Source organism: Isoptericola sp. NPDC019482, from assembly GCF_040632295.1.
In the GTDB taxonomy this organism is placed as follows: domain Bacteria; phylum Actinomycetota; class Actinomycetes; order Actinomycetales; family Cellulomonadaceae; genus Isoptericola.
This window is the reverse complement of the sequence record NZ_JBEYBQ010000002.1, coordinates 52,832-77,036: the sequence shown is the minus strand read 5'-3', so window position 1 is coordinate 77,036 and position 24,205 is coordinate 52,832. Positions and strand designations below refer to the sequence as shown.

General features: G+C 73.4%; 19 protein-coding genes. 9 read left to right on the top strand and 10 right to left on the bottom strand.

Going from position 1 to position 24,205, the window contains the following annotated elements; genetic code table 11:
* The first annotated feature begins 3 nt into the window (after positions 1-3).
* Positions 4-1,269 (top strand): MFS transporter, encoded by a 1,266-nt coding sequence (locus ABZ493_RS02310; RefSeq protein ID WP_430580567.1) that lies wholly within the window; start codon positions 4-6, stop codon positions 1,267-1,269.
* Positions 1,270-1,619: 350 nt separating this feature from the next.
* On the opposite strand, the gene ABZ493_RS02305 is transcribed toward ABZ493_RS02310, so the two are convergent.
* The gene (locus tag ABZ493_RS02305; RefSeq protein WP_430580566.1) at positions 1,620-2,795 is read right to left on the bottom strand and encodes an epoxide hydrolase family protein; all 1,176 of its coding nucleotides are present in this window, start codon (positions 2,793-2,795) and stop codon (positions 1,620-1,622) included.
* 119 nt (positions 2,796-2,914) lie between these two features.
* Positions 2,915-3,754: an alpha/beta fold hydrolase gene (locus tag ABZ493_RS02300; RefSeq protein WP_430580565.1), complete on the bottom strand. Its 840-nt coding sequence runs from the start codon at positions 3,752-3,754 to the stop codon at positions 2,915-2,917.
* Between the two features lie 544 nt (positions 3,755-4,298).
* Between ABZ493_RS02300 and ABZ493_RS02295 the strand changes: the two genes are divergently transcribed.
* Entirely contained in the window at positions 4,299-4,688 is a 390-nt protein-coding gene (locus tag ABZ493_RS02295; RefSeq protein ID WP_430580564.1) for an STAS domain-containing protein, read from the top strand.
* A 28-nt stretch (positions 4,689-4,716) separates the two neighbouring features.
* Here ABZ493_RS02295 and ppgK read toward each other — a convergent pair whose 3' ends face one another.
* Positions 4,717-5,484 (bottom strand): polyphosphate--glucose phosphotransferase, encoded by a 768-nt coding sequence (gene ppgK, locus ABZ493_RS02290; protein WP_430580563.1) that lies wholly within the window; start codon positions 5,482-5,484, stop codon positions 4,717-4,719.
* A gap of 28 nt (positions 5,485-5,512) precedes the next feature.
* Between ppgK and ABZ493_RS02285 the strand changes: the two genes are divergently transcribed.
* On the top strand, positions 5,513-5,710 hold the full coding sequence (locus ABZ493_RS02285) for an SPOR domain-containing protein (RefSeq protein WP_430580562.1): 198 nt from the start codon (positions 5,513-5,515) through the stop codon (positions 5,708-5,710).
* 51 nt (positions 5,711-5,761) lie between these two features.
* Complete coding sequence (locus ABZ493_RS02280) at positions 5,762-6,625, top strand: alpha/beta hydrolase (protein ID WP_430580561.1); 864 nt, start codon at positions 5,762-5,764, stop codon at positions 6,623-6,625.
* 7 nt (positions 6,626-6,632) lie between these two features.
* Here ABZ493_RS02280 and panB read toward each other — a convergent pair whose 3' ends face one another.
* Complete coding sequence (gene panB, locus ABZ493_RS02275; protein WP_430580560.1) at positions 6,633-7,505, bottom strand: 3-methyl-2-oxobutanoate hydroxymethyltransferase; 873 nt, start codon at positions 7,503-7,505, stop codon at positions 6,633-6,635.
* Between the two features lie 118 nt (positions 7,506-7,623).
* Between panB and glnA the strand changes: the two genes are divergently transcribed.
* The 3 genes from glnA (at position 7,624) to ABZ493_RS02260 (ending at position 13,334) form a co-directional block, all read left to right on the top strand.
* Entirely contained in the window at positions 7,624-8,961 is a 1,338-nt protein-coding gene (glnA, locus tag ABZ493_RS02270) for a type I glutamate--ammonia ligase (RefSeq protein ID WP_430580559.1), read from the top strand.
* Positions 8,958-12,152, top strand: a complete 3,195-nt coding sequence (locus ABZ493_RS02265; RefSeq protein ID WP_430580558.1) for a bifunctional [glutamine synthetase] adenylyltransferase/[glutamine synthetase]-adenylyl-L-tyrosine phosphorylase — start codon at positions 8,958-8,960, stop codon at positions 12,150-12,152. Before glnA ends, ABZ493_RS02265 begins: the two co-directional genes overlap by 4 nt.
* A gap of 165 nt (positions 12,153-12,317) precedes the next feature.
* On the top strand, positions 12,318-13,334 hold the full coding sequence (locus ABZ493_RS02260; RefSeq protein ID WP_430580557.1) for a DUF808 domain-containing protein: 1,017 nt from the start codon (positions 12,318-12,320) through the stop codon (positions 13,332-13,334).
* Between the two features lie 69 nt (positions 13,335-13,403).
* Here ABZ493_RS02260 and ABZ493_RS02255 read toward each other — a convergent pair whose 3' ends face one another.
* The gene (locus ABZ493_RS02255) at positions 13,404-14,984 is read right to left on the bottom strand and encodes a long-chain-fatty-acid--CoA ligase (RefSeq protein ID WP_430580556.1); all 1,581 of its coding nucleotides are present in this window, start codon (positions 14,982-14,984) and stop codon (positions 13,404-13,406) included.
* Between the two features lie 157 nt (positions 14,985-15,141).
* Between ABZ493_RS02255 and ABZ493_RS02250 the strand changes: the two genes are divergently transcribed.
* A complete protein-coding gene (locus ABZ493_RS02250) occupies positions 15,142-16,356 on the top strand; it encodes a TetR/AcrR family transcriptional regulator (RefSeq protein ID WP_430580555.1) in 1,215 nt (404 codons plus the stop codon).
* Here the strand turns inward: ABZ493_RS02250 and ABZ493_RS02245 are convergent.
* Positions 16,353-17,867, bottom strand: coding sequence for an aldehyde dehydrogenase family protein (locus tag ABZ493_RS02245; RefSeq protein WP_430580554.1), 1,515 nt, complete (start codon positions 17,865-17,867; stop codon positions 16,353-16,355). The genes ABZ493_RS02250 and ABZ493_RS02245 overlap by 4 nt on opposite strands.
* A 122-nt stretch (positions 17,868-17,989) precedes the next feature.
* Between ABZ493_RS02245 and ABZ493_RS02240 the strand changes: the two genes are divergently transcribed.
* The gene (locus ABZ493_RS02240) at positions 17,990-18,634 is read left to right on the top strand and encodes a TetR/AcrR family transcriptional regulator (RefSeq protein ID WP_430580553.1); all 645 of its coding nucleotides are present in this window, start codon (positions 17,990-17,992) and stop codon (positions 18,632-18,634) included.
* Here ABZ493_RS02240 and ABZ493_RS02235 read toward each other — a convergent pair.
* The 4 genes from ABZ493_RS02235 to ABZ493_RS02220 are packed head-to-tail and all read right to left on the bottom strand — an operon-like array spanning position 18,609 to position 24,184.
* The gene (locus tag ABZ493_RS02235; RefSeq protein WP_430580552.1) at positions 18,609-19,595 is read right to left on the bottom strand and encodes a nitronate monooxygenase family protein; all 987 of its coding nucleotides are present in this window, start codon (positions 19,593-19,595) and stop codon (positions 18,609-18,611) included. The genes ABZ493_RS02240 and ABZ493_RS02235 overlap by 26 nt on opposite strands.
* A 10-nt stretch (positions 19,596-19,605) precedes the next feature.
* Positions 19,606-21,792 (bottom strand): 3-hydroxyacyl-CoA dehydrogenase NAD-binding domain-containing protein, encoded by a 2,187-nt coding sequence (locus tag ABZ493_RS02230; protein ID WP_430580551.1) that lies wholly within the window; start codon positions 21,790-21,792, stop codon positions 19,606-19,608.
* Positions 21,789-23,015: an acetyl-CoA C-acetyltransferase gene (locus ABZ493_RS02225; protein ID WP_430580550.1), complete on the bottom strand. Its 1,227-nt coding sequence runs from the start codon at positions 23,013-23,015 to the stop codon at positions 21,789-21,791. The genes ABZ493_RS02230 and ABZ493_RS02225 overlap by 4 nt, the downstream gene beginning before the upstream one ends.
* Before the next feature lie 8 nt (positions 23,016-23,023).
* Positions 23,024-24,184: an acyl-CoA dehydrogenase family protein gene (locus ABZ493_RS02220; protein ID WP_430580549.1), complete on the bottom strand. Its 1,161-nt coding sequence runs from the start codon at positions 24,182-24,184 to the stop codon at positions 23,024-23,026.
* Between the last annotated feature and the right edge of the window lie 21 nt (positions 24,185-24,205).

Sequence of the window (24,205 nt, the reverse complement as noted above, 5' to 3'; positions counted from 1 at the left end):
GACATGTCCCAGCACACATCAGTGCGTGAACACACCTCCCTTCCTGACCCGGCCGTCGACGACCAGCCTGCCCGCCTCGGGGGGCTCGGGCCGCTGCTGTTCCAGGCGAACTTCGGGTGGATGCTCGCGACCGGCGTGTCCGGAGTGCTCATCCCGGCTCTCATGGAACAGGTCGACGCCGACGCCAAGGTCGCCCTCTACGGGACCCTGACATCCGTCGGCGCCGTGGCCGCCCTCGTCGCGAACATCGTCTTCGGATCGCTGTCCGACCGGACTCGGTCGCACTGGGGCCGACGCAACCCCTGGATCCTCGGCGGTGGCCTGATCGCCTCGGCCAGCCTGAGCGCCATCTCCTTCACCGACGCGTTCGGTGTGATGGTCGTCTGCTACGTGCTGTTCCAGTTGGGCCTAAACGCCCTACTGGCACCGCTCGCGGCTGTGCTGCCCGATCGCGTCCCACCCGCGAGGCGTGGCCTCGCCTCGGCTCTCATCGGATTCGGCATCCTGCTCGCTCAAAGCCTCGGCTCGGTCGTCGGCGCCGCGTTCCTGGGCGACCTGCGTACGGGGCTGCGCTACGTGCCGTGCATCATCGCGCTGACAGCGCTGCTCTTCGTTCTCTTCGCCCCCGACCGCGACAACCGGGGCGACAGGCGCGAGACGCTTTCGCTGCGGGCACTGCTCGTCACCTTCCGGGTTCCGAACGACCGGGACTATCTGCTCGCCCTGTTCGGGCGGCTGGTGCTCCTGCTCGCCTTCTACTGCGTGACCCTGTACCAGCTGTACATCCTGCAGGACTATGTCGGCCTGAGCTCCGGTGCCGTAGCCGCGACGATCGGGCTGGCGGGGGTCGTCATGGCAGTCGCCAGCGGTCTTGGCACCCTCGTCTCGGGCCCGCTCTCGGACAAGATCGGCCGGCGCAAGCCACTGGTCGCGCTCGCCTCCTGGGTCATCGCCGCAGCATTCCTGCCGTTGATCATGGCGCCATCGCGAACCAGCTTCCTGCTGTTCATCGGCATCGCGGGCCTCGCCTACGGCATCTACATCGCCGTCGACCAGGCCCTGATGAGCGACGTCCTGCCCGACCACGCCAGCCACGGCAAGGACATGGGCATCCTCAACGTCGCCAACACGGCCCCCTCAATGATCGCCCCAGGCCTGGTCAGCCTCGCGCTCGGCGCGGGTATCGGCTACGAGGGCCTCTTCGTCATCTCCGCCATCCTGGCGGTCGTGTCCGGCTTCCTCATCAACGCCATCCGGCGCGCGCGCTGATAGCTGCGACGAAGCCTTCTCTACATGCCAGCAAGTTCGCTGGCTGACGTGGGCACATCGGTCCAAACGTCTCGTCCCGCAGGACACAGATAGGAAGACCAACGGCGACGAATATTGGACGATGGCAGACCCTGTGCGGCGGTCTCGCGTGGCGACCGGCCGAGGATGCGCGACCGTCGGGCCCAGTCCGCACACAGTCCGCAAGAGGTATCGCGGCGCCCGTTGCGGACCAACGTCGCCAACGGCCGGGATCGTTGGAATTCCAACGATCCCGGCCGTTCTCGCGCCACGCCGTCCGGCCGCGTTTCCGCAGGTCGCCGAACCCGGCGTACAGACCGGCTCGTCCGCACTCATCCCCTCGCGGCCAGCACGGCCGCGAGGCCGTCCCGCAGGTCCGCGACGAAGTCGTCGGGGACCTCCAGCGACGGGAAGTGCCCGCCGCGGTCGGGCTCGGCCCACCGGACGATGCGCCGGTAGCGCTGCTCCGCCCAGGCGCGCGGGGTGCGCGACTCGATGTCGCCGGGATACATGGTGAGGGCGGACGGGACGTCCACCCGCAGCTCGGGGTCCAGCGAGCCGGGGTTCTCGGCGTAGATGCGGGCCGCCGACGCGCCGGTGCGGGTCAGCCAGTAGAGGGTGACGTCGTCGAGGATCCGGTCCCGGGAGATCGTCTCGAACGGGCTGTCCTCGGTGTCGGACCACTCGGCGAACTTGTCGAGGAGCCAGGCGAGCAGGCCGACCGGCGAGTCGACGAGCGAGTAGCCGATGGTCTGCGGCCGGGTCGCCTGCTGCGTCGCGTACGACCGGTGGTGGAGCCAGAAGTCACGGGTCTCCTCGGCGTGCCGGCGCTCCTCCCTCGTCAGCCCGTCGGTCGTCATCCCGGGCGGTGGCAGGGCGAGCGTGGTGTGGATGCCGAGCACGTGCTCGGGGAACCTCCCGCCGAGGACCGCGGTGACGTTGCCGCCCCAGTCGCCGCCGTGGGCGAGGAACTCGTCGTAGCCGAGCCGTCCCATCAGCTCCACCCACGCGACCGCGGTCTTCTCGACGCCCCATCCGGTGACGGCCGGCCTGTCGCTGTAGCCGAAACCGGGCAGTGACGGGACGACGACGTGGAACGCCGGCGCGCCCGCGTCCGGCGGCGCGGCCAGCTCGTCCACCACGTCGACGAACTCGGCGACGCTGCCGGGCCAGCCGTGCGTCAGGATCAGCGGCGTGGCGTCCGGGTGCGGGGACCGGCGGTGCAGGAAGTGGATGCCCAGGCCGTCGACGGTCGTGCGGAACTGACCGATCTCCTCGAGGCGCCTCTCGAACGCCCGCCAGTCGTACGCGGTGCGCCAGTGGTCGACGACCTCCACGAGGTCGGCCAGAGGGACACCCTGGTCCCACCGGCGCGGGTCCGGCGCCGGGCGGTGGACCGTCTCGGGCTCGGGCAGCCGCGCCGTGCTCAGGCGGGCGCGCAGGTCGTCCAGGTCGGCGTCGCTGGCGCGGGACACGAACGGCTGGACGTCGCCGGTCGGGTGCGGCATGGGGGGCTCCTGGTCGTCGCGAAGCCGGCCCCCGTCGTCGGGAGCCGACCTCACGGTTCTACCAAGCGGCCCTGACACGACGGGCGGTGGACCCCGGCGCGTCCGCCCGCGGTCCCGCGTCAGGCCGTGGCCCGCTCGGTCCTTTGCGCGTGCTCGAGCGCCCAGGCGAGGGCGTGATCGGCGACCTGCTCCCACCCCGGTGCGCCGCAGGTCCAGTGGTCCCGGTCCTCGAACTCGTAGTACTCGGTGAGAGCCGGGGACTTCTCCCAGTGCTTGGCGTTCGACCGGTTCACGGACGCCGGCATGATGTGGTCCTTCCCGCCGGCGATGAACAGCAGGGGCGCGCGGTCGGTGCTGAAGTCCACCCATGTCTCCTGGTGGCCGGGCTTGAAGTTGGCGATGAGGCCGTAGTCCCAGACCCAGCGCCCGGGGGCGGGGATCGCGTAGCGCTCCCACACCGCGCGGGACTCCTCCTCGGTGAGGGTGTTGGTGAACGCGTAGTGGAACTCCTCGGGGGTGAACCCGACGGCGCGGTGCCGGTTCGCGGGGGTCTTGAGCGCGGGGAAGATCGACCTCGCCTGGGACGGCGGGGTGACCCGCACGCCCTCGGTGGGGGCAGAGTCCATGACCACGCCGGCGGCGCCCAGCCCGCGGGCGAGCAGCATCTGCGTGAGGAGGCCGCCGAAGGAGTGGCCCATGATGATCGGCGGCCGGTCGAGGGCGGTGATGACTCCGGCGAGGTGCTCGACGGTGTCGGGGACGGTGAGGTCGGCGATGACCTCCGGGTTCTCGCGGAGGGCCTCGACCTCGATCTCGAACCCGGGGTAGGCGGGCGTCACGACGGTGAGGCCCTTGCTCTGGTAGTGCTGGACCCAGCCCTCCCAGCTGCGGGGGGTCATCCACAGTCCGTGGACGAGGACGACGGTGTCGCGCGCGGTGGTTCCGGTCGTGTCGGTCATGGCAGTGCCTCTCTCGAGGAGTCGATGGACGCCGCAGGATCCGCGCACAGCCGGTCGCGGTCGGTGTCGGGCAGTGCGTGTCCGCTGCCCGGATCATCAGGAGGCCTGCGTCGGTGCCGGCACGGACCACACGATAGGGAAGCGCTCCCACCGCGGCGCGGCCGGGCGCGAAAGTTCACCCGCGCCGAGCTGCGACGCGCGGCGCTCGTCGGGGCGAGGGCGTGCAGGTGTCGACGGCGGTACCGGCTGTCATCGTCTCGCGGGGCGCGCGCACCCCGGCACGGTGCCCTGTGCGGTCGTGCCCGGGCGTGGAGGCGGACGTCGTGGCAGGCTCAGGTCCGCGTCCCGTTCACGGCGGGACGAGCGCTGACCCGAGGGCTCCGCGTCTGTGAACGCTGCGTAAAGAGTTCCTATGCCGAGGTTCCGTTCCGGGTTGGGAGAGGTGTAGCGTTGCGGGCGTCGCGACGACGAGGTCGCGAGTCCGGATCGCAGCGCTCGAGACAGCGGCGCGCAGGGACGCAGGACGTGGGACGAAGGTGTGGCAGTGACTTTCACCGACGAGGCGCAGGCCGGGGGGATCGCCCTGGTGGAGCGGACCGACGTGAGCGTGGTGGACATGTGGGGCGAGATCGACATCGCCCTGCGCAACGAGGCGAGCGCGGCGCTCGCGAGGGCGTTCGAGCGCGACCTTCCCGTCGTCGTCGACACGTCGCGGGTGACGTTCATCGACTCCGCCGGGGTCGCCTTCCTCGTCCAGCTCTGCCGGATCGGCCGGGACGAGGGTCTGCGGGTGTCGCTGCACCGACCACCGCCGGCGGTGCTCGACGTGCTGCAGATGCTCGACCTCGACGTGCCGCCCGACACGACCGTCCTCGACCGGCCCACTACCTCGACGTCCCCGACGCCGGTCGCGCCGCACAGCCTCGCCGGCTGAGGAGCGACGACCGAGCGTCAGCGGTGCGTCAGTGGTCGCGACCGCTGGCGGCGAGCGCGGCGGCCCCGACGATGCCCGCGCGGTTGCGCAGGGTGGCCGGGATGATGGGCGCCCGCAGGGTCAGCAGGGGCAGGAACTTCTCGTGGTGCTTGCTCACGCCGCCGCCGACGACGATGAGCTCGGGGGCGAGCAGCATCTCGACCGTCTCGAAGTAGCGCTGCAGCCGCTCCGCCCACTGGTGCCACGACAGGTCGTGGCGCTCGCGGGCGGACTCGGCGGCCCGCGACTCGGCGTCGTGCCCGTCGATCTCGAGGTGGCCCAGCTCGGTGTTCGGCACCAGCACGCCGTCCACGAGCAGCGCGGACCCGATCCCCGTGCCGAGCGTGACCATGAGGACGACGCCGTCGCGCCCCTGGGCGGCGCCGTACCGCTGCTCGCCGACGCCGGCAGCGTCGGCGTCGTTGACGGCGGTCACCTGCCGGCCCGTGGCCTCGCTGGCCAGGGCAGGCAGGTCGACGCCCTTCCACGACTTATGCAGGTTGGCGATGAACCGGACGACGCCGTGGTCCATCGGGGCGGGGAACGCGACGCCGACCGGCACGTGCGGCGGCAGCTCGAACGAGTCGACCAGCTCGGCGAGCACGCCGGCCACGGCCTCCGGGGTGGACCTCTCGGGGGTCGGGATGCGCCGCCGCTCGGCCGCGAACTCGCCTGTCGCCAGGTCGACCGGCGCCCCCTTGATGCCCGACCCGCCGATGTCGATGCCGAACGCGACCGGCTGCGCTGCCTCCACCATGGGCCCCATCTTGATGCAGGATCGTCCTATGAGCGACACAAGCCCGGCGCAGTACTGGTACAACACCAAGACCGGCGAGGTCGAGGAGAGCCACGACCGCTCCAGCTGGAGCCACCGGATGGGCCCGTACCCCACCCGCGAGGCGGCCCGCAACGCCCTGGACTCGGCGCAGCGCCGCAACGACGAGTGGGAGGGCGAGGACGCCGACTGGCGCGGCAAGGACTGACGGCGCACCACGGACCGATGATTCCGAACCGCCCTCGCGGTCGACCCGCGCATGACGACGACGATCGAGGCGAACGGCGTCACGCTCGGCGTGGAGCACTTCGGGGACGACTCGGCCCCGCTGGTGCTCTGCGTGGGCGGCGCGACCATGCTGTCCTGGCCTGACGCGTTGTGTGCGGCCGTCGCACGCGGAGGGCGCCACGTGGTGCGGTACGACCTGCGCGACGCCGGCGCGTCCACGACCGTTGACCCCGAGGCGCCGGGCTACACGCTGCGTGACCTCGCCGCGGACGCCGCGGCGCTCGCGCGAGAGCTCGACGACCGGCCGGCGCACCTGGCGGGCGTCGGCGTCGGAGGGATGGTCGCCCAGGTCGCCGCGCTCGACCACCCGGAGGCGTTCGCGGCGTTGACCCTGGTCGGCACCCGGCCCGTCGCCCCGGGCCCGGTCGACGACGACCTGCCCGACCACGACGCCGCCGTGATGGGACGCCTGTTCGCGCTGCCGGAGCCGGACTGGGCCGACCGCGACGCCGTGGCCGACCATGCCGTGCGCAGCGCCGAGATCCTCGGGGACGACCCCGCCGCGGCGCGCGCGGTCGCCGGCCGGGTCTGGGACCGGACGCCGAGCACGACGCCCGCGGTGCAGGCGGCCAACCAGGAGGGCACGGTCTTCGCCGCCCTCGACTGCGCACCCCGCTGGCGCGAACGCCTCGGGGAGGTCGCGGTGCCGGCGCTCGTGGTGCACGGTCGGCGCGACCCGTTCTTCCCGGTCGGCAACGGGGAGGCGCTCGCCCGTGAGATCCCGGAGGCACGCCTCCTGGTCCTCGAGGACGCCTCGACGGCGATCCCCGACGCGGCCGCCGGCCGGGTCGCGGCGGCGATGCTCGGCCTGGTGGGCGACGCCGGTCCCGGCTGATGCCCGCTCAGCGCTCGAAGGAGTGGGCGGCGTCGGGGAAGGTGCCGCCGCGGACCTCGGCGGCGTAGTCCTGCGCCGCCTGGCGCAGCAGGTTGCCGACCTCGGCGAACCGGCGCGCGAACCGCGGCGACCAGTCCGTCATCCCGGCCATGTCGGTCCAGACGAGCACCTGCCCGTCGACGCGCGGGCCCGCGCCGATGCCGATGGTCGGGATGCGCAGGATCTCCGTGGCGCGCGCGGCGACCTCGACCGGCACCATCTCGAGCACGACGGCGACCGCCCCGGCCTCCTGCACGGCGAGCGCGTCCTCGCACAGCACCTCGGCGGCCTCGTCGCCGCGGCCCTGCACGCGCGGCCCGCCGAGGATGTTCTCCGACTGCGGCGTGAAGCCGAGGTGGCCCACCACGGGGATGCCCGCGTCGGTGAGCGCGCGGATCTGTGCGGCGGACCGGCGCCCGCCCTCGAGCTTGATCGCGGCGGCGCCCGTCTCCTTCATGACGCGGACGGCGGAGGCGAGGGCCTGCTCCGGCCCGGCCTCGTAGGTGCCGAACGGCAGGTCGACGACGACGAGCGCGTGCTCGGCCGCCCGCGCGACGGCGCGGGCCGGCGGGATCATGTCGTCGAGGGTGACCGGCAGCGTGGTCGCGTGCCCGTGCATGGTGTTGCCGATCGAGTCGCCCACGAGGAGCAGGTCGAGACCCGCGGCGTCGAAGATCCGGGCCGTCACGGCGTCGTACGCCGTGAGCATCGTGAGCTTCTCGCCGCGCTCCTTGGCCTCGGCCAGGTGGTGGACCCGGACGCGACGGCGGCGCGTGAGGTCGGCGGCGGGCGAGGGGGCTGCGGCGACGTCGGCGGCGGCGTCGTGACCGGGGTTCGACATGGCGGTCAGCCTATGCCTCCGACCCGCGGTACCGGGTATCCGTCCAGGTCGGAGCCCGGCACGCGCCGGGGGGACGTCAGGACATACCCCGTTAACACTTCTCGGGCAGGATGGGCTCATGGACAGGCAGCAGGAGTTCGTGCTCCGCACGGTCGAGGAGCGCGACATCCGCTTCATCCGGCTCTGGTTCACCGACGTGCTCGGGGTGCTGAAGTCGGTGGCGGTCGCCCCGGCCGAGCTGGAGCAGGCGTTCACGGAGGGCATCGGCTTCGACGGCAGCTCCATCGAGGGGCTGACGCGGGTCTACGAGGCGGACATGATCGCCAAGCCCGACCCCACCACGTTCCAGGTGCTGCCCTGGCGCGGCGAGCGGCACGGCACCGGCCGCATGTTCTGCGACATCCTCACGCCGGACGGCGAGCCCTCCCTCGCGGACTCGCGCAACGTGCTCAAGCGGCAGCTCGCCAAGGCCAGCGACCGGGGCTTCACCTTCTACACGCACCCCGAGGTCGAGTTCTACCTGTTCAACCAGCTCGTGTCGCCGGAGGACCCGCTGGTCCCGGTCGACAACGGGGGCTACTTCGACCACCTGGCCCGCGGCAGCACGCACGACTTCCGCCGGGCCGCGATCACGATGCTCGAGTCGATGGGCATCTCGGTGGAGTTCTCCCACCACGAGGCCGGGCCGGGCCAGAACGAGATCGACCTGCGGTACGCCGACGCGCTCACCACGGCCGACAACCTCATGACCTTCCGTACGGTGGTCAAGGAGGTGGCGCTGGAGCAGGGCGTGTTCGCGTCGTTCATGCCCAAGCCGATGGCCGACCAGCCGGGCTCCGGCATGCACACGCACCTGTCGCTGTTCGAGGACGACCAGAACGCCTTCCACGAGCCGGGCGCGCAATTCGAGCTCTCGAAGACGGCGCGACAGTTCATCGCCGGCCTCCTGGTGCACGCGGCCGAGATCACGGCCGTGACCAACCAGTACGTCAACTCCTACAAGCGGCTGTGGGGCGGCGCCGAGGCGCCGAGCTACATCTGCTGGGGCCACAACAACCGGTCCGCCCTGGTGCGCGTGCCCATGTACAAGCCGGGCAAGGGCAACTCCGCCCGCGTGGAGTACCGGGCCCTCGACTCGGCGGCCAACCCGTACCTCGCCTTCGCGGTGCTGCTGGCGGCCGGCCTCAAGGGCATCGAGCACGGCTACGAGCTGCCGGAGGCCACGGGCGACGACGTCTGGGAGCTGACGGACCGCGAGCGCCGCGCCCTGGGCATCGCCCCGCTGCCGCAGTCGCTCGACGAGGCGATCGAGCTCATGGAGCGCTCCGAGCTGGTGGCCGAGACGCTCGGCGAGCACGTCTTCGACTTCGTCCTGCGCAACAAGCGGCAGGAGTGGGACGCGTACCGCGCGCAGGTCACGCCCTTCGAGCTGCGCCGGTTCCTGCAGAACCTGTGACCGCCCGCCCGTCGACGCTCACGAGCCGGCTGCTGCACGCGGGCTTCGCGGACCTCACCCGGTCGGCGTCGCTGTGGTCGGACGCCGGGCTGCAGGAGGCGCTCGCGGAGCCGGGGCGCGGGGACGTGCTCCTGGGCGCGATCGGCACCTGCGCCGACCCGGACCTCGCGCTCCTGCAGCTGGTGCGTCTGGCGGAGCACCCCGAGGCCCGCGCCCGGCTCGGCGCGCTGCTCGACGCGGACGCGACCCCGCGGGCGCGCACCCGGCTCCTGGCGGTGCTCGGGGCGTCGTCGGCCCTCGGCGACGAGGTGGTGCGCCGCCCGGAGCTGCTCGACGTGCTCGCGACGCCCGACGGCGCGGCGCTCGACGACGACCCCGACGAGGATCTCGACGACGAGCTCGACGACGCGGAGAACGAGGACGACGACGACCCCGGCCCGCGCACCGTCACGGGACCGGCGGAGGTGCGCGCCGCGCTGCTGCGGGCCGTCGGCGCGGACCCGGACGCCGCGGTGCCGGTGGCCGCCGACCCGGACGCCGCGCCGGGGGTGGGCTGGCCCGACGCGGGTGCGGCGACCACGACGGACGCGCTGCGGCGGGCGTACCGGTCGCGGCTGCTGGCCCTGGCCGCCGACGACCTCACCGCGAGCGAGCCGCTGACGCGCATGCCCGTCGTCGGGGCTGCCCTCGCCGACCTGGCGTCGGCCGCTCTCGAGGCGGCGCTCGCGGTCGCGCGGGCCGACCTGGACGACCACGGCGCGGGCGTGCGGCTCGCCGTCGTCGGCATGGGCAAGACCGGCGGGCGCGAGCTGAACTACGTGTCCGACGTCGACGTCGTGTACGTGTGCGAGCCCGGCGAGCTGCCGGACGCCGGCGTCCTCGACGAGGAGACGGCGATCGCCGTCGGCACCCGCCTCGCGACCGGGCTGCAACGAGTGTGCTCGGCCACGTCCGCGGAGCCGGCCCTGTGGCCCGTCGACGCGGCGCTGCGGCCCGAGGGGGCGCAGGGCCCGCTGGTCCGGACGCTCGCGAGCCATCTCGCGTACTACGAGCGCTGGGCCGAGACGTGGGAGTTCCAGGCCCTGCTGAAGGCGCGCCCGGTGGCCGGGGACGCGGCGCTGGGCCGCGACTACCGGGCGGCGGTGGACCCCTTCATCTGGTCGGCCGTGCACCGCGAGCACTTCGTGGAGGACGCGCGGGCGATGCGCCGCCGCGTCGAGCAGCACGTCCCGGCCGCCGAGGCGGACCGGCAGATCAAGCTGGGCAAGGGCGGCCTGCGCGACGTCGAGTTCACGGTGCAGCTGCTGCAGCTCGTGCACGGCCGGGCGGACCCGCGGATCCGCTCGCCCCACACGCTGTCAGCGCTCGCCGCGCTGGCCGCCGGCGGGTACGTGGGGCGGGAGCACGCCGCGCGGATGGCGGTCTGCTACCGGTTCCTGCGGGCGCTGGAGCACCGGGTGCAGTTGTTCCGGCTGCGCCGGACGCACCTGCTGCCCACCGCGGAGGAGGACCTGCGGCGGCTGGCGCGGTCGCTCGGGATGCGCGCGGAGGGGGCCACCGGCCTGCTCGAGCGCTGGCGTGCGACGCGGCGCGAGGTGCGGGCGCTGCACGAGGAGGTCTTCTACCGGCCGCTGCTGCCGGCGTCGGCGCAGCTGTCGGACGCCGAGCTGTCGCTGGCCCCGGACGTGGCGCGCGAGCGGTTCGCCGCCGTCGGCTACCGCGACCCCGACGGCGCGATGCGGCACGTCGAGGCGCTGACGGCGGGCACGTCGCGCCGGGCCGCGCTCCAGCGGCAGCTGCTGCCGGTGCTGCTCGGCTGGTTCGCCGAGGGGGCCGACCCGGACGCCGGGCTGCTCGCGTTCCGCAAGCTGTCCGAGGAGCTGGGCGCCACGCCCTGGTACCTGCGCCTGCTGCGCGACTCGGAGAACGCGGCCTACCACCTGAGCCGCCTCCTGGCGTCGTCCACCTACCTCGCCGACGCGCTGGCGCGCTCGCCCGAGTCGGTGCGCTGGCTGGCGGACACGTCCGGGCTCGAGCCCCGGGGCCCGCAGCGGCTGGCGGCCGAGGTCGACGCGCTCCTCACCCGTGCGGACGAGCCGAAGGCTGCCGCCCAGCGTCTGCGCGCGCTGCGCCGCCGCGAGCTGGCCCGGACGGGGGCGGCCGAGGTGCTCGGCCTGCTGCCGCCGGTGGACGCGGCGGCGGCGGTCTCGGACGCCGCGGACGTGGTGCTGGCGGGGGGCCTGCGGGTCGCCGAGCACGTGGCGCGCGTCGAGCTCGGCCTGGGGGAGTCGCCGGCGGCGAACCCCACGCGGGTGCTGGTCGTCGCGATGGGGCGGCTCGGCGGGCGCGAGATGGGGTACGGCTCCGACGCGGACGTGATGTTCGTGCACGAGCCGGTGCTCGGCGCCGAGCCGCAGCTCGCGCAGGACTTCGCGACCAGGACGGCGACGCGCCTGCGCGCCCTGCTGTCGGAGGTGGGCCCCGAGCCGGCCCTGCCGGTGGATGCGGACCTGCGCCCGGAGGGGCGGCAGGGTCCCCTCGTGCGCACCCTCGACTCGTACGCCGAGTACTACGGGCGGTGGTCGAGCGTGTGGGAGGCCCAGGCCCTGCTGCGCGCGCGGCCGGTGGCGGGCGACGTCGACGGCGAGGCCTCGCTGGGCTCCCGGTTCGAGGCCCTGGTCGACCCGCTGCGCTTCCCGGCGGGCGGGCTCGACGACGCGCGCCTGCGGGAGGTGCGCCACATCAAGGCCCGCGTGGAGGCGGAGCGGCTGCCCCGCGGTGCGGACCCGGCGCGGCACCTCAAGCTCGGCCGCGGCGGGGTGTCCGACGTCGAGTGGACCGCGCAGCTGCTCCAGCTGCAGCACGCGGCCGAGGTGCCGGGCCTGCGCACGACGGGCACGGTCGCGGCGCTCGACGCCGCGAGGTCGGCGGGCCTGCTCGACCCCGAGGACGTCGCGCAGCTGCGCGACGCGTGGGTGCTGGCCTCGCGCCTGCGGTCCGCCGTCGTGCTCTGGTCCGGGCGCACCACGGGGGCGCAGACCGACCGGCTGCCGCACGACTCGCGGGACCTGGCCGGCGTCGCCGCCCTGCTCGGCGACGTGGGCACCGGGGGAGAGCTCGAGGAGCTCTACCTGCGCACCGCCCGCCGCGCCCGGGCCGTCATGGAGCGCGTCTTCTACGGCGAGGAGTGACCGCCGAGGTAGTCCCGCCCGGCGTCTCGCCGGGCTGCGGACCGTGCTGCTGAGCAGGGCTCCCGCGAGCGCCCGTGGGTACGGCAGAATCTGGCACATGCATCGACCCATGCCGTCGCCCGCGGGCGCCTCGCCCGCCCGCCCACACCCGGCGGGAGCGGGCGCGTGAGCGCCGGCCTCCTCGGGCTTCTCGACGACGTCGCGGCGATCGCCAAGCTCGCCGCCGCGTCGCTCGACGACGTCGGGGCCGCCGCCGCGAAGGCGACGGCCAAGGCGGCGGGTGTCGTCGTCGACGACACCGCCGTGACCCCGCAGTACGTGCACGGCGTCGCGGCGAACCGCGAGATCCCCATCGTCAAGAAGATCGCCTGGGGCTCGATCCGCAACAAGGTCCTGATCATCCTGCCGATCGCCCTGATCCTCAGCCAGTGGGCGCCGTGGCTGCTCACGCCGATCCTCATGGTGGGCGGCACGTACCTGGCCTTCGAGGGCGCGGAGAAGATCTGGGGCCGCCTGCGCGGTCACGAGGGGCACGACAAGCCCGCAGCGACGGTGGGCCCGGACGCCGAGAAGAGCCTCGTCGCCGGCGCCGTGCGCACGGATCTCATCCTGTCCGCCGAGATCATGGTCATCGCGCTCAACGAGGTGGCGCACGAGCCGTTCTTCTCGCGGCTGGTCATCCTGCTGGTCGTCGCGCTCGCCATCACCGTCATCGTCTACGGCGTCGTCGGCCTCATCGTGCGGATGGACGACATGGGCCTGGCGCTCGCGGGCCGCGACTCGCGGGGCAGCCAGCGCGTGGGCCGCGCCCTCGTGAGCGGGATGCCCAAGGTCCTCGCCGTGATCTCCGTGGTCGGCACGGTCGCGATGCTGTGGGTCGGCGGCCACATCCTGCTGACCGGCACCGACGAGCTCGGCTGGCACGCCCCGTACGAGTTCGTGCACCACATCGAGGAGGCCGTCGCGCACGCCGTGCCCGGCATCGGGGGCTTCCTCGGCTGGCTGGTGAACACGTTCTTCTCCGCCCTCGTCGGCGTGATCGTGGGCGCCGTCGTCGTCGCCGTCATGCACGTGCTGCCGTTCGGAAAGAAGCACGGCGCCGACCACCCGGCCGAGCACGCCGACGCCGCCGGGGCCGAGCCGACCTCCGCCGACGAGCCCACCGACGGGCCGCGGGCCTGAGGAGGGCGTCCGCCCGGCACCCGCCGGGCGGACGCCCTCCTCAGAAACGGGCGGGTCGGAACGTGCGGGTCAGGACGCGACGGTCACGCCGGCGCGGTCCTTCTCGCGCAGCGCCACCTTGTTCACCTTGCCGGACGCGTTCGTGGGGATCGCGTCGACGACGACGAGGTCCTTGGGCTGCTTGAAGCGGGCGAGGCTGTCACCCAGCCAGGCCTGCAGCTCCTCGAGCCCGAGCGGGTCGCCGGGGGTCAGGACGACGGCGGCGACGGGCACCTCGCCCCAGCGCTCGTCGGGCCGGCCGTACACCGCGGCCGCGGCGATCCGCGGGTGGGCGAACAGGGCGTTCTCCACCTCGGCGCAGTACACGTTCTCGCCGCCGGAGATGATCATGTCCTTGAGCCGGTCGACGACCCAGACGAAGCCGTCCTCGTCCTGGCGCACCAGGTCGCCCGAGTGGAACCAGCCGCCGTCGAACGCGGCCGCCGTCTCGGCGGGCTTGCGCCAGTAGCCCTTCATGAGGTTCGGGCCGCGGTAGACGATCTCGCCGACCGTTCCCGGCGGCACGTCGTTCAGCTCCGCGTCCACGACCCGCGCCTGGACGGTGGGGATCGGGCGGCCGACGGACCCCAGCTTGCGCAGCGCGTCCTCGCCCCGCAGCGCGCAGGTGATGGGCGAGAGCTCGGTCTGCCCGAACACGGCGACGTTGAGGGCGTCCGGGAACGTGTCCGACATCGCGCGCAGCACCGTGTCGGAGGCCGGTGCGGCGCCCCAGCTGATCACGCGGAGCCGCAGGTCGCGCTCGCGGATCCCCGGGACGGCGCAGATCGCCTGCCACTGCTGCGGCACGTTGAACACGATCGTGGCGCCCTCGCGCTCCCACGCGTCGACGAGGGCCTCCGGGTCGAAGGCGCCCAGCGGGTGCATGACGGTCGGGATGCCGACGATGAAGTTCGCGGAGATCGAGCCGAGCCCGGCGATGTGGAACAGGGGCGCGGTCAGGTAGGCGATGTCGCTCTCGTCGACGATCTCGTTCACGCGGATGCAGGTGAGCGACTGGGCGGCCAGGTTCAGGTGGTCCAGCATCGCGCCCTTGGGGCGGCCGGTGGTGCCCGAGGTGTACATGATCAGGCAGGTCGTGTCCTCGGGGACGTCGGGGGCGACGAATCCGTCGACGGGCTCGGCCAGCAGGTCCGCGAGGCTCTCCTGGTCGTCCGAGGCCTCGCCCGCCACCAGCACGCGTCGGAGACGGTCGGTGATCGCCCGCGCGGCGGTGACCAGCGGCACCAGGGGCTGGTCGACCACGACGACGTCGGCGTCCGCGTCGTCGACGATGTAGGCGACCTCGGCGGGGGAGAGGCGGATGTTCACGGGGACGGCGATCGCCCCGAGCCGGTTGATCGCGAAGACGGTCTCGACCACCAGGGGGTGGTTGAGGGTCAGGAGCAGCACCCGGTCGCCGAACCCGACGCCGCGCCGCTGCAGCGCCGCGGCGAGGGTGTCCATGTGCCGGGCGGCGTGGGCCCAGGTGGTCACCTCGCCCAGGAACGAGAACGCGGTGGCGTCCGGCTTGTTGGCGGCGTGGGTCAGGACCTGGTTCATCCAGTGGTTGCGCCGGAGCCCCGGGGGGATGGCGTCCGTGACGTCGCTCATGGCATGCACCTCTTCGTACGTGAGCCGAGTCGGGCCGCGGCGCCGTTGCCTCGTCCCGTCCGTTCCTGCCGCCCGTTGTGGTCGACGTGGATCATGTTACTCACCATTCACATCGGAGTGCCAGACCCCGGGCGGGCGCGGCGTTAGTGTGTCCACCGTGAGCGAGGCGAGGGCGGCGGACCAGGTCAGGAGGCGCCCTCGTGACCGGCGGCAGAGCATCGAGGCGGCCGCCGCGGTCGCCTTCGCGGAGCGCGGGTACCACCGGGTGGCGATGCAGGACGTCGCCGACGCCGTGGGGATCACCGCGGCGGCGCTCTACCGGCACTTCGACAACAAGTACGAGCTGTTCCGCGAGGTCGCGATGGACCTCGTCGCCCGGCTCACGGACGCGACGGCGTCCGTCGGGAGCGCGGCGGACCCGACGCCGGCCGCGGCGCGCGCCGAGCTCGGGGCCGTCCTGGACGCCGTCTCCGGAGAGACCGTCGCCATGCGGTCGTCCGGGAACATCTACCGCTGGGAGAGCCGCTACCTGCGGCCCGACGACCGACGCGCCCTCGCCGCGGAGTTCACGGCGCTGCGCCGTCGCCTGGCCGAGCCCGCCGCGACCCTGCGGCCGGACCTCGACCCGGCGACGCTGGACCTCGTCGCCCTGGCCGCGCTGAGCGTGATCGCGAGCGTCACGGCCCACCGCACCCCGATGTCCGTCGGGTCGCTCCAGGAGCTGCTGCGCGAGGCGGCGCTGCGGGTCCTCACGGACGCTCCCGGGGACGCGCCGCCGGCCTCGTCGTCCGGGGACGGGGAGGCGCCGGAGGGTGCGGCCGCGCCGAGCCGGCGCCGCGACCAGCTCGCGCAGGCCGGCATCGCGGCGTTCGCGCGGAGCGGCTACCACGAGGCCTCGATCGAGGAGATCGCGGCCGCGGTCGGGCTCACGCCGTCCGGGGTCTACCGGCACTTCAGCGGCAAGTCCGAGATCCTGCGCACGGCGTGCGAGCGGGCCGCGGCGACGCTCGACGCCGCGGCGGAGGACGCGCTCGGCCGCTCCGAACCTCGCGAGGCCCTGCACAGCCTCGAGGCGGCGTATGTCCGGTTCGCCGTCGAGGACCGCGACCTCATGGACGTGTACACGGCGGACGTCGGTGCGCTCGACGCCGAGGACCAGCGCCGCCTGCGGCGGCTGCAACGGGCGCACGTCGACGACTGGGTCGAGCTGCTCGGCCGGCTGCGGCCGGGGAGCGAGCCCCGGGAGCTGCGGTTCCTGGTGCACGCCGGGTTCAACGTGGTGGCCGACCTGAGCGTCGCGCTGCGCCGCAGCCCGGCGCCGGAGGCGAAGCGGTGGATCGGCGCCGTGCTGGAGACGGTGCTGGGCGTCTAGTGCTGCCCGCCCTTGGACCGCCCGTGCAGCAGCGGGATCATCCGGGCGACCAGGTGCATGTCCTTCTCGGTGCGCTCCATCGTCAGGAGGTTCAGGGCCGCCTTGCGGGTCTGGCGGGCCACCGACTTCACGGTGCTGAACTCCCGTAGCCCGTCCGCGCCGTGGATGCGGCCGAACCCGGACTCCTTGACCCCGCCGAAGGGGAGGGCCGCGACGCCGGCGAACCCGAGCACGGAGTTGACGGTCACGACGCCGGCGCGCAGGGCGTCCGCGGCCGCCGACGCGGCGCGCGCGTCCTTGGTGAAGACCGCCGCGCCGAGCCCGTACGGGGTCGCGTTCGCGCGCTCGACGGCCTCCTCGAGGGAGGCGACGGCGTTGATGACGACGAGGGGGCCGAACGTCTCGTGCCGCACGGCGAGCGAGCTCTCGTCCACGTCCGTGACGACGACCGGGTCGATCACGCGGCCGCGGATGCTCTCGGGGCCGCCGAGCGCCGCCGTCCCGGACCGCACGGCGTCCTCGACGTGGCGGCGCACGACGTCCGCCTGGGCGGGCAGCGTCATCGGCCCGTACTGGGCGTCGGGGCCGGTGGTGCGCAGGCGCTTCGCCCGCTCGACGACGCGGGCCACGAGGTCGTCGCGCACCGCCTCGACGACGTAGACGCGCTCGACGCCCACGCACGTCTGCCCGGCGTTGCCCATCGCGCCGAAGACGACGAAGTCGGCGGCGGCGTCGAGGTCGGCGTCGGCCGCGACGAGCAGGGCGTCCTTGCCGCCGCACTCTGCCACGATCGGCACCAGCCGCTCGGCGGCGGCCGCCATGACCTTCTTGGCCGTCGCGGTGGAGCCCGTGAACGCGACCTTGTCGACATCGGCTGCGACGAGCGCGGCGCCCGTGGCCCCGTCGCCGGTGACGGCGACGAGGACGTCGTGGCCCACCGCCTCCCGCCAGCGCTCGGCGAGCCACACCGCGGGGCCTGGGGTCAGCTCGCTGGGCTTGAAGACGACGGCGTTCCCGGCGGCGAGCGCGTACGAGATGGAGCCCATCGGGGTGTACAGCGGGTAGTTCCACGGGCCGATCACGCCCACGACGCCGTAGGGCTCGTAGCCGACCGTGGCGTGCTGGTTGTAGTTGATCAGGCCCGCGCGCACCCGGCGGCGGCGCAGCACGCGGGCGGCGTTCTTCGCGGCCCAGTCCAGGTGCCCCAGCGTGAGCATGACCTCGAGCAGGGCGTCCCCGGAGGGCTTGCCGGTCTCGGCGGAGATGAGGTCGGCCAGCTCCTGGGCGCGCAGCGCGATCCGCGACTTCCAGCGCAGGAGGTGGGTGCGTCGCCCGGCGAAGCCCTGCTCGCGCCACCAGCGGGCGCCGTCCCGGGCACCGGCGACGGCGGCGCGCACCTGGTCGACGTCGGCGACCGGATAGCTGGCGACGGGCTCGCCGTCGACGGGGTGGTGGGTGGTGATCTGCCGGGCATCCTGCCCGGCCTGGGACGTCGGGTCCGTGAGGGTCATCGCCGGTCTCCTACTCCACGTCGAGCAAGACAAGTTAACGCCGAATCACACTGTAGGGGTGGGTCGGCGGGCCGCGCAAGGATTTCTCTAATCTTGGTTAGAAACTCCGCTACCATCGGGGCATGGACGTCACCGGGACGGAGGCGGCGCGACCCGCGCCGAAGTCGGCATCGAAGTCGGCATCGAAGTCGGAGCAGACCCGTCAGCGCATCCTCGACGCGGCCGCGGAGGTGCTGTCGCGCAAGGGCTACGCGGGGACGCGCCTCGCCGACGTCGCCGCGGTCGCCGGGGTGCAGGCGCCCGCGATCTACTACTACTTCTCCTCGCGCGACGTGCTCGTCGAGGAGGTCATGTGGGAGGGCGCGCACCGCGTCCGGCTCCACGTCGAGGAGACGCTCGCGGCGCTGCCCGACGACAGCACCGCGATGGACCGGCTGCTGGTGGCGGTCGACGCCCACCTGCGCTACGAGCTGCAGGTGTCCGACTACGCCACGGCCTCGATCCGCAACGCGGGGCACGTCCCGGAGCAGCTGCGGGTGCGCCCCGCGGCCGAGGAGGCGCTCTACAGCCGGCTGTGGCGCGACCTGTTCGTCGCCGCCCAGCAGGCCGGCGAGGTGCGCGCCGACCTCGACGTCAACACGTTCCGCCTGCTGCTGCTGGGGGCGATGAACTGGGTCGTCGAGTGGTGGAACCCGCGCACGCGGTCCCTCGACGAGCTGGTGGCGACCGCGCAGGGGATGGTCAGGCACGGAGCGGGGACGGCCTGACGAGCGCCAGCCGGGCCCGCAGCACCTCCTCGGCCTCGGCCACGGTGCGGCGCACCACCTCCCCGGCGGTCGGGACGTCGTGGATGAGGCCCTGCGCGAGCCCCACCGTCCAGATCCCCGCGTCGAGGTCCCCGTCCTCGAAGACCTTCCGGCCGCGGGCACCCGCGACCAGCTCGCGCACGTCCTCGAACTGCCCGCCCCGCGCCAGGATCTCGACGACCTCGTCGCTGACGGCGTTCTTCGCGACCCGGGCCGTGTTGCGCAGCGAGCGGAAGATGAGGTTGGTGTCGAGCTCGGAGCCCGCGACGATCCGGTCCTTCACCGCCGGCGCGACGGGCGACTCGACGGTGCACAGGAACCGCGAGCCCATCGTGACGCCGTCGGCCCCGAGCGCCAGCGCGGCGGCGAGGCCGCGGCCGTCCGCGATCCCGCCGCAGGCGAGGAACGGGATCGTCAGCCGGTCGGCCGCCGCCGGGAGCAGCACCAGGCCGGGCACGTCGTCCTCGCCGGGGTGACCGGCACACTCGAAGCCGTCGATCGTCACCGCCGTCACCCCGACCGCCTGGGCCTTGAGCGCGTGCCGCACGCTGGTGCACTTGTGGATCACGCGCACCCCGTGGGCGCCGAACATCTCCATGTGCGGCTCGGGGTTGGAGCCGGCGGTCTCGACGATCGTGATGCCGGCGTCGACGATCGCCCGCCGGTACTCGTCGTACGGCGGCGGGTCGATCGCCGGCAGGATCGTGAGGTTGACCCCGAGGGGCTTGTCGGTGAGGCGGCGGGCCCGCTCGATCTCCTTGACGAGGTCGGCCGGGGTGGGCTGGGTGAGGGCGGTGATGATGCCCAGCCCGCCCGCCTCGGAGACCGCGGCGGCGAGCTCCGCCCGGCCGACCCACATCATGCCGCCCTGGACGACCGGGTGCTCGATCCCGAACGCCTCGGTGAAGCGTGTGCTGATCACGGGGCGCCCCTCACTCGTAGGTCTCGCCGGCGGCGGCCCGCGCGACGAGGGAGGCGGGCGGCCGGAACCGCTCGCCGTAGGTGTCGGCCAGCTCGTGCGCCCGCGCGACGAAGCCCGCCAGGCCGCCGTCGTACTGGTTGACGTACTGCAGCACGCCTCCGGTCCAGGCGGGGAACCCGATCCCGTAGATCGACCCGATGTTCGCGTCGGCGACGGACGTGAGCACGCCGTCGTCGAGGCAGGCGATCGCGTCGAGCGCCTCGGCGAAGAGCATCCGCTCCTGCAGGTCCACCAGGGGGACGCGCGTGCTCCCCGAGTCGTACCGGTCGCGCAGCCCGGGCCACAGGCGCGTGCGGCGGCCCGCCTCGTCGTAGTCGTAGAAGCCGCGGCGGGCCCGGCGGCCGGGGCGATCCTGGTCGTCGACCATCCAGTCGACGACGGCCTCGGCGGGGTGCTCGGTCCACGTGCCGCCCTCTGCCTCGCGCGCGGCCCGCGTCTCGGTGCGGATCTTCTGGGTGAGCGAGAGCGTGAGCTCGTCGAGGAGCTGCAGCGCCCCCGCGGGGTAGCCGGCCTGGAGCGCGGCCTGCTCCACGGACGCCGGCTCGACGCCTTCGCCCACGGCGGCGACGGCCTCGTCGATGAACCGGCCGATGACCCGCGAGGTGAAGAAGCCGCGGGCGTCGTTGACGACGATCGGGGTCTTGCGGATCTGCAGCACGAAGTCGAAGACCTTCGCGAGCACCGCGTCGCTGGTGCGCGCGCCCCGGACGATCTCCACCAGCGGCATCTTGTCGACGGGGGAGAAGAAGTGGATGCCGATGAAGTCCTCGGCCCGGTCGACCCCCTCGGCCAGCAGCGAGATGGGGAGGGTGGACGTGTTCGAGCCGAGCACGGCGTCCGGCTCGACGACGTCCTGGATCTCGCGGAACACGGACTGCTTGAGGTCGACGGACTCGAAGACGGCCTCGACCACGAAGTCCACCCCCGCGAAGCCGGCGGGCTCGTCGGTGGCGACGATCCGATCCAGGAGCGCGGCGCTCGCCTCCGGCGTCGTCCTCCCGCGGCCCAGAGCCTTCTCCTCGAGGCGGCGCGCGTAGTCCTTGCCCCGTTCCGCGGCGTCGAGCGAGGTGTCCTTGAGCACGACGTCGATGCCGCTGCGGGCGGCCACGTAGGCGATCGCCGCGCCCATCATCCCGGCGCCCACGACGCCGACCTTCCTGGCACGGAACGTCGGGTACCCCGCGGGCCTGCTGGCGCCCGCGTTGATGCTCTCCAGGTCGAAGAAGAACGCCTTGATCATGTTCTTCGCGACCGGCGAGTGCGTGAGCTGCACCAGGTAGCGGGTCTCGATCGTCGAGGCGGTGTCGAAGTCGACGTACGCGCCCTCGACGGCGGCTGCCATCGCGGCGCGCGGCGCGGGCATCGGGGCGCCCTTGACCTGCCGGCGCAGCATCGCCGGCATCGCCGCGAGCGCCTGCGCGAGGGACGGGGAGGTCGGCGCCCCGCCCGGCAGGCGGAACCCCTTGACGTCCCACGGCTTGACCGGCTCGGGGTTCGTGAGGATCCAGGCCTTCGCGCGGTCGCGGAGCTCCGCCGCGGGGGCCACCTCGTCGACGAGGCCGACCTCGAGCGCGCCCTCGGCGGTGAACTTCGTGGCCGGCAGGATGACGTCCGCGAGGGCCTTCTGCAGCCCGAGCATCCGCACCGTGCGGCTCACGCCGCCGCCGCCGGGCAGCAGGCCGAGCGAGACCTCGGGGAGGCCGAGCCGCAGGCCGACGTCGCGGGCGGCGATCCGGTGGTGGGTGGCGAGCGCGACCTCGAGCCCCCCGCCCAGCGCCGTGCCGTCGATCGCCGCGACCACGGGCCGGCCGAGCGTCTCGATCCGGCGCAGCAGCGACTTCACGTGCTCGATGTCCGCGGTCTCCTCGGCGGACCGCGCCGGGTCGGCCGAACGGAGCAGCTCGAGGTCGCCGCCGGCGAACCAGCTCTTCTTGGCGGACGCGAGGATGACCCCGGCGATCCGGTCGCGCTCGGACTCCAGGCGCTCGACGCTCGCCTCGAGCGCGGCCCGGAAGTGGGCGTTCATGGTGTTGGCGCCGCGGTCGGGGTCGTCCATGGTCAGGGTGACGACGCCGTCGCCGTCCTCGTCCCAGGCGTACCCGCCCTGCACGCCGGCGCGGTCCTCGATGACGCTCATGCCGTCTCCTCTTCCTCGACCCGCTCGATGATGGTGGCGATGCCCATGCCCGCCCCGACGCACAGCGTGGCGAGGCCGCGACGCAGGTCGCGGCGCTCCAGCTCGTCGAGCAGCGTGCCGAGGATCATCGCGCCCGTGGCGCCCAGCGGGTGGCCCATGGCGATCGCGCCGCCGTTGACGTTGACCTTGTCGTGCGGGATGCCGAGCTCGCGCTCCCACCGCATGACGACCGAGGCGAACGCCTCGTTGAGCTCGAACAGGTCGATGTCGTCGACCGTGAGGCCCGCCCGGTCCAGCGCCTTGCGCGTGGCGGGCGCGGGACCGGTGAGCATGATGGTGGGCTCCGAGCCGGTGACGGCGGTCGCCACGACCCGCGCGCGCGGCCGCAGGCCGAGCCGCTCGCCCGCCTCGCGGCTGCCGACCACGACGAGGGCGGCGCCGTCGACGATGCCCGAGGAGTTCGCGGCCGTGTGCACGTGGTCGATCGACTCGAGCCAGTGGTACTTCTGCAGCGCCACGGCGTCGTAGCCGGCCTGCGCGCCGGGGATCTCGAACGCCGGCTTGAGGTGGCCCAGGCTCTCGACCGTGGAGCCGGGCCGCCGGTGCTCGTCGTGGTCGAGCAGCGTGACGCCGTTGAGGTCGCGCACGGGCACGACCGACCGGGCGAACCGCCCCTCGCTCCACGCCTCGTCGGCCCGGCGCTGGGACTCGACCGCGTACGCGTCGACGTCCTCGCGCGTGAAGCCGTCGAGGGTGGCGATGAGGTCGGCGCCGATGCCCTGGGGCACGAAGTAGAGGTCGTAGTTCGTGGTCGGGTCCTGCACGTAGGCGCCGCCGTCGGAGCCGATCGGCACGCGCGACATCGACTCGACCCCGCCCGCGAGGACGAGGTCCTCGAAGCCGCTGGCGACCTTCTGCGCGGCGACGTTCACGGCCTCGAGGCCCGAGGCGCAGAACCGGTTGAGCTGGACGCCCGCCACGGTCTCCGGCAGGCCGGCGACCAGCGCCGCCGTGCGCGCGATGTCGCCGCCCTGCTCGCCGACGGGCGAGACGACGCCGAGGACGACGTCGTCGACCGCCGCCGGGTCCATCGTCGGGTGGCGCTCCTCGAGCGCGTGGATCAGCCCGACCACGAGGTCGACGGGCTTGACGCCGTGGAGCGCCCCGCCGCGGTTCTTGCCGCGCGGCGTGCGGACGGCGTCGTAGATGTATGCCTCTGTCACGGATGTCCTCACAGCCCGAGGCCCCGACCGACGATCTCCTTCATGATCTCGGTCGTGCCTCCGTAGATGGTGGTGATGCGGGCGTCCTCGTAGTCGCGCGCGATGCGGTACTCGCGCATGTAGCCGTAGCCGCCGTGGAGCTGCAGGCAGCGGCCCACGACGTCGACGTACTGCTCGGTGGTCCAGAACTTGGCCGCGGCGGCGTCCTCGGGGTCCAGGGCGCCCGCGGTGTGCCGCCTCAGGCAGTCGTCGATCAGCGCGCGGCCGGCGCGCACGGCCGTGACCATCTCGGCGAGCTCGAACCGGGTGTTCTGGAACGACCCGATCGGCTGCCCGAAGGCCTGTCGCTGCTTCACGTACTCCAGCGTGCGCTCCAGCACGCCCTCGCTCGAGGCGACGGCGGCCGCGGCGATGGAGATGCGCTCCTGCGGGAGGTTGCGCATGAGGCCCGCGAACCCGGTGCCCTCCTCGCCGAGCAGGTTCGCGGCGGGGACGCGCACGCCCTGGAACGAGAGCTCGCTGGTGTCCTGCGCGTGCAGGCCGATCTTGTCGAGCCGGCGTCCCCGTGAGAACCCGGGGGAGTCGGCCGGGATCACGAGCAGGCTGAGCCCGCGGTGGGGGTGCTCCCCGGTGCGCACGGCCGTGACCACGAGGTCGGCGTTCTGCCCGTTGGAGATGAAGATCTTGGACCCGTCGACGACGTAGTCGTCGCCGTCGCGGACCGCCGACGTGCGGATGCCGGCGAGGTCGCTGCCCGTGCCGGGCTCGGACATCGCCACGGCCACGACGGACTCGCCGGCCGCGATGCCGGGGAGCCAGCGCTCCTTCTGCTCCTCGGTCGTCAGGTCGGTGAAGTACGGGATGACGATGTCGTTCGACAGCGCGATGCCCGCCATCCCCGACGACACGGGGTGGCGCGCGAGCTCCTCGCCCATCACCGCGTTGAAGCGGAAGTCGTCGGAGCCCCCGCCGCCGAACCGCTCGGGGATGCCGAACCCCAGGATCCCCGCCTCGGCCGCCTGGACGAAGAGCTTGCGGTCGACCCGCCCCTCGGCGTCCCAGCGGTCGGCGTGGGGGCGTGCGTACTGCTCGACGAAGGCGCGCACCATGTCGCGGAACTGCTCGTGCTCGTCCTCGTACAGGTCACGCGGCCCGATGATGCCGGTCATGCTGCCTCCGATCGTCCTTGA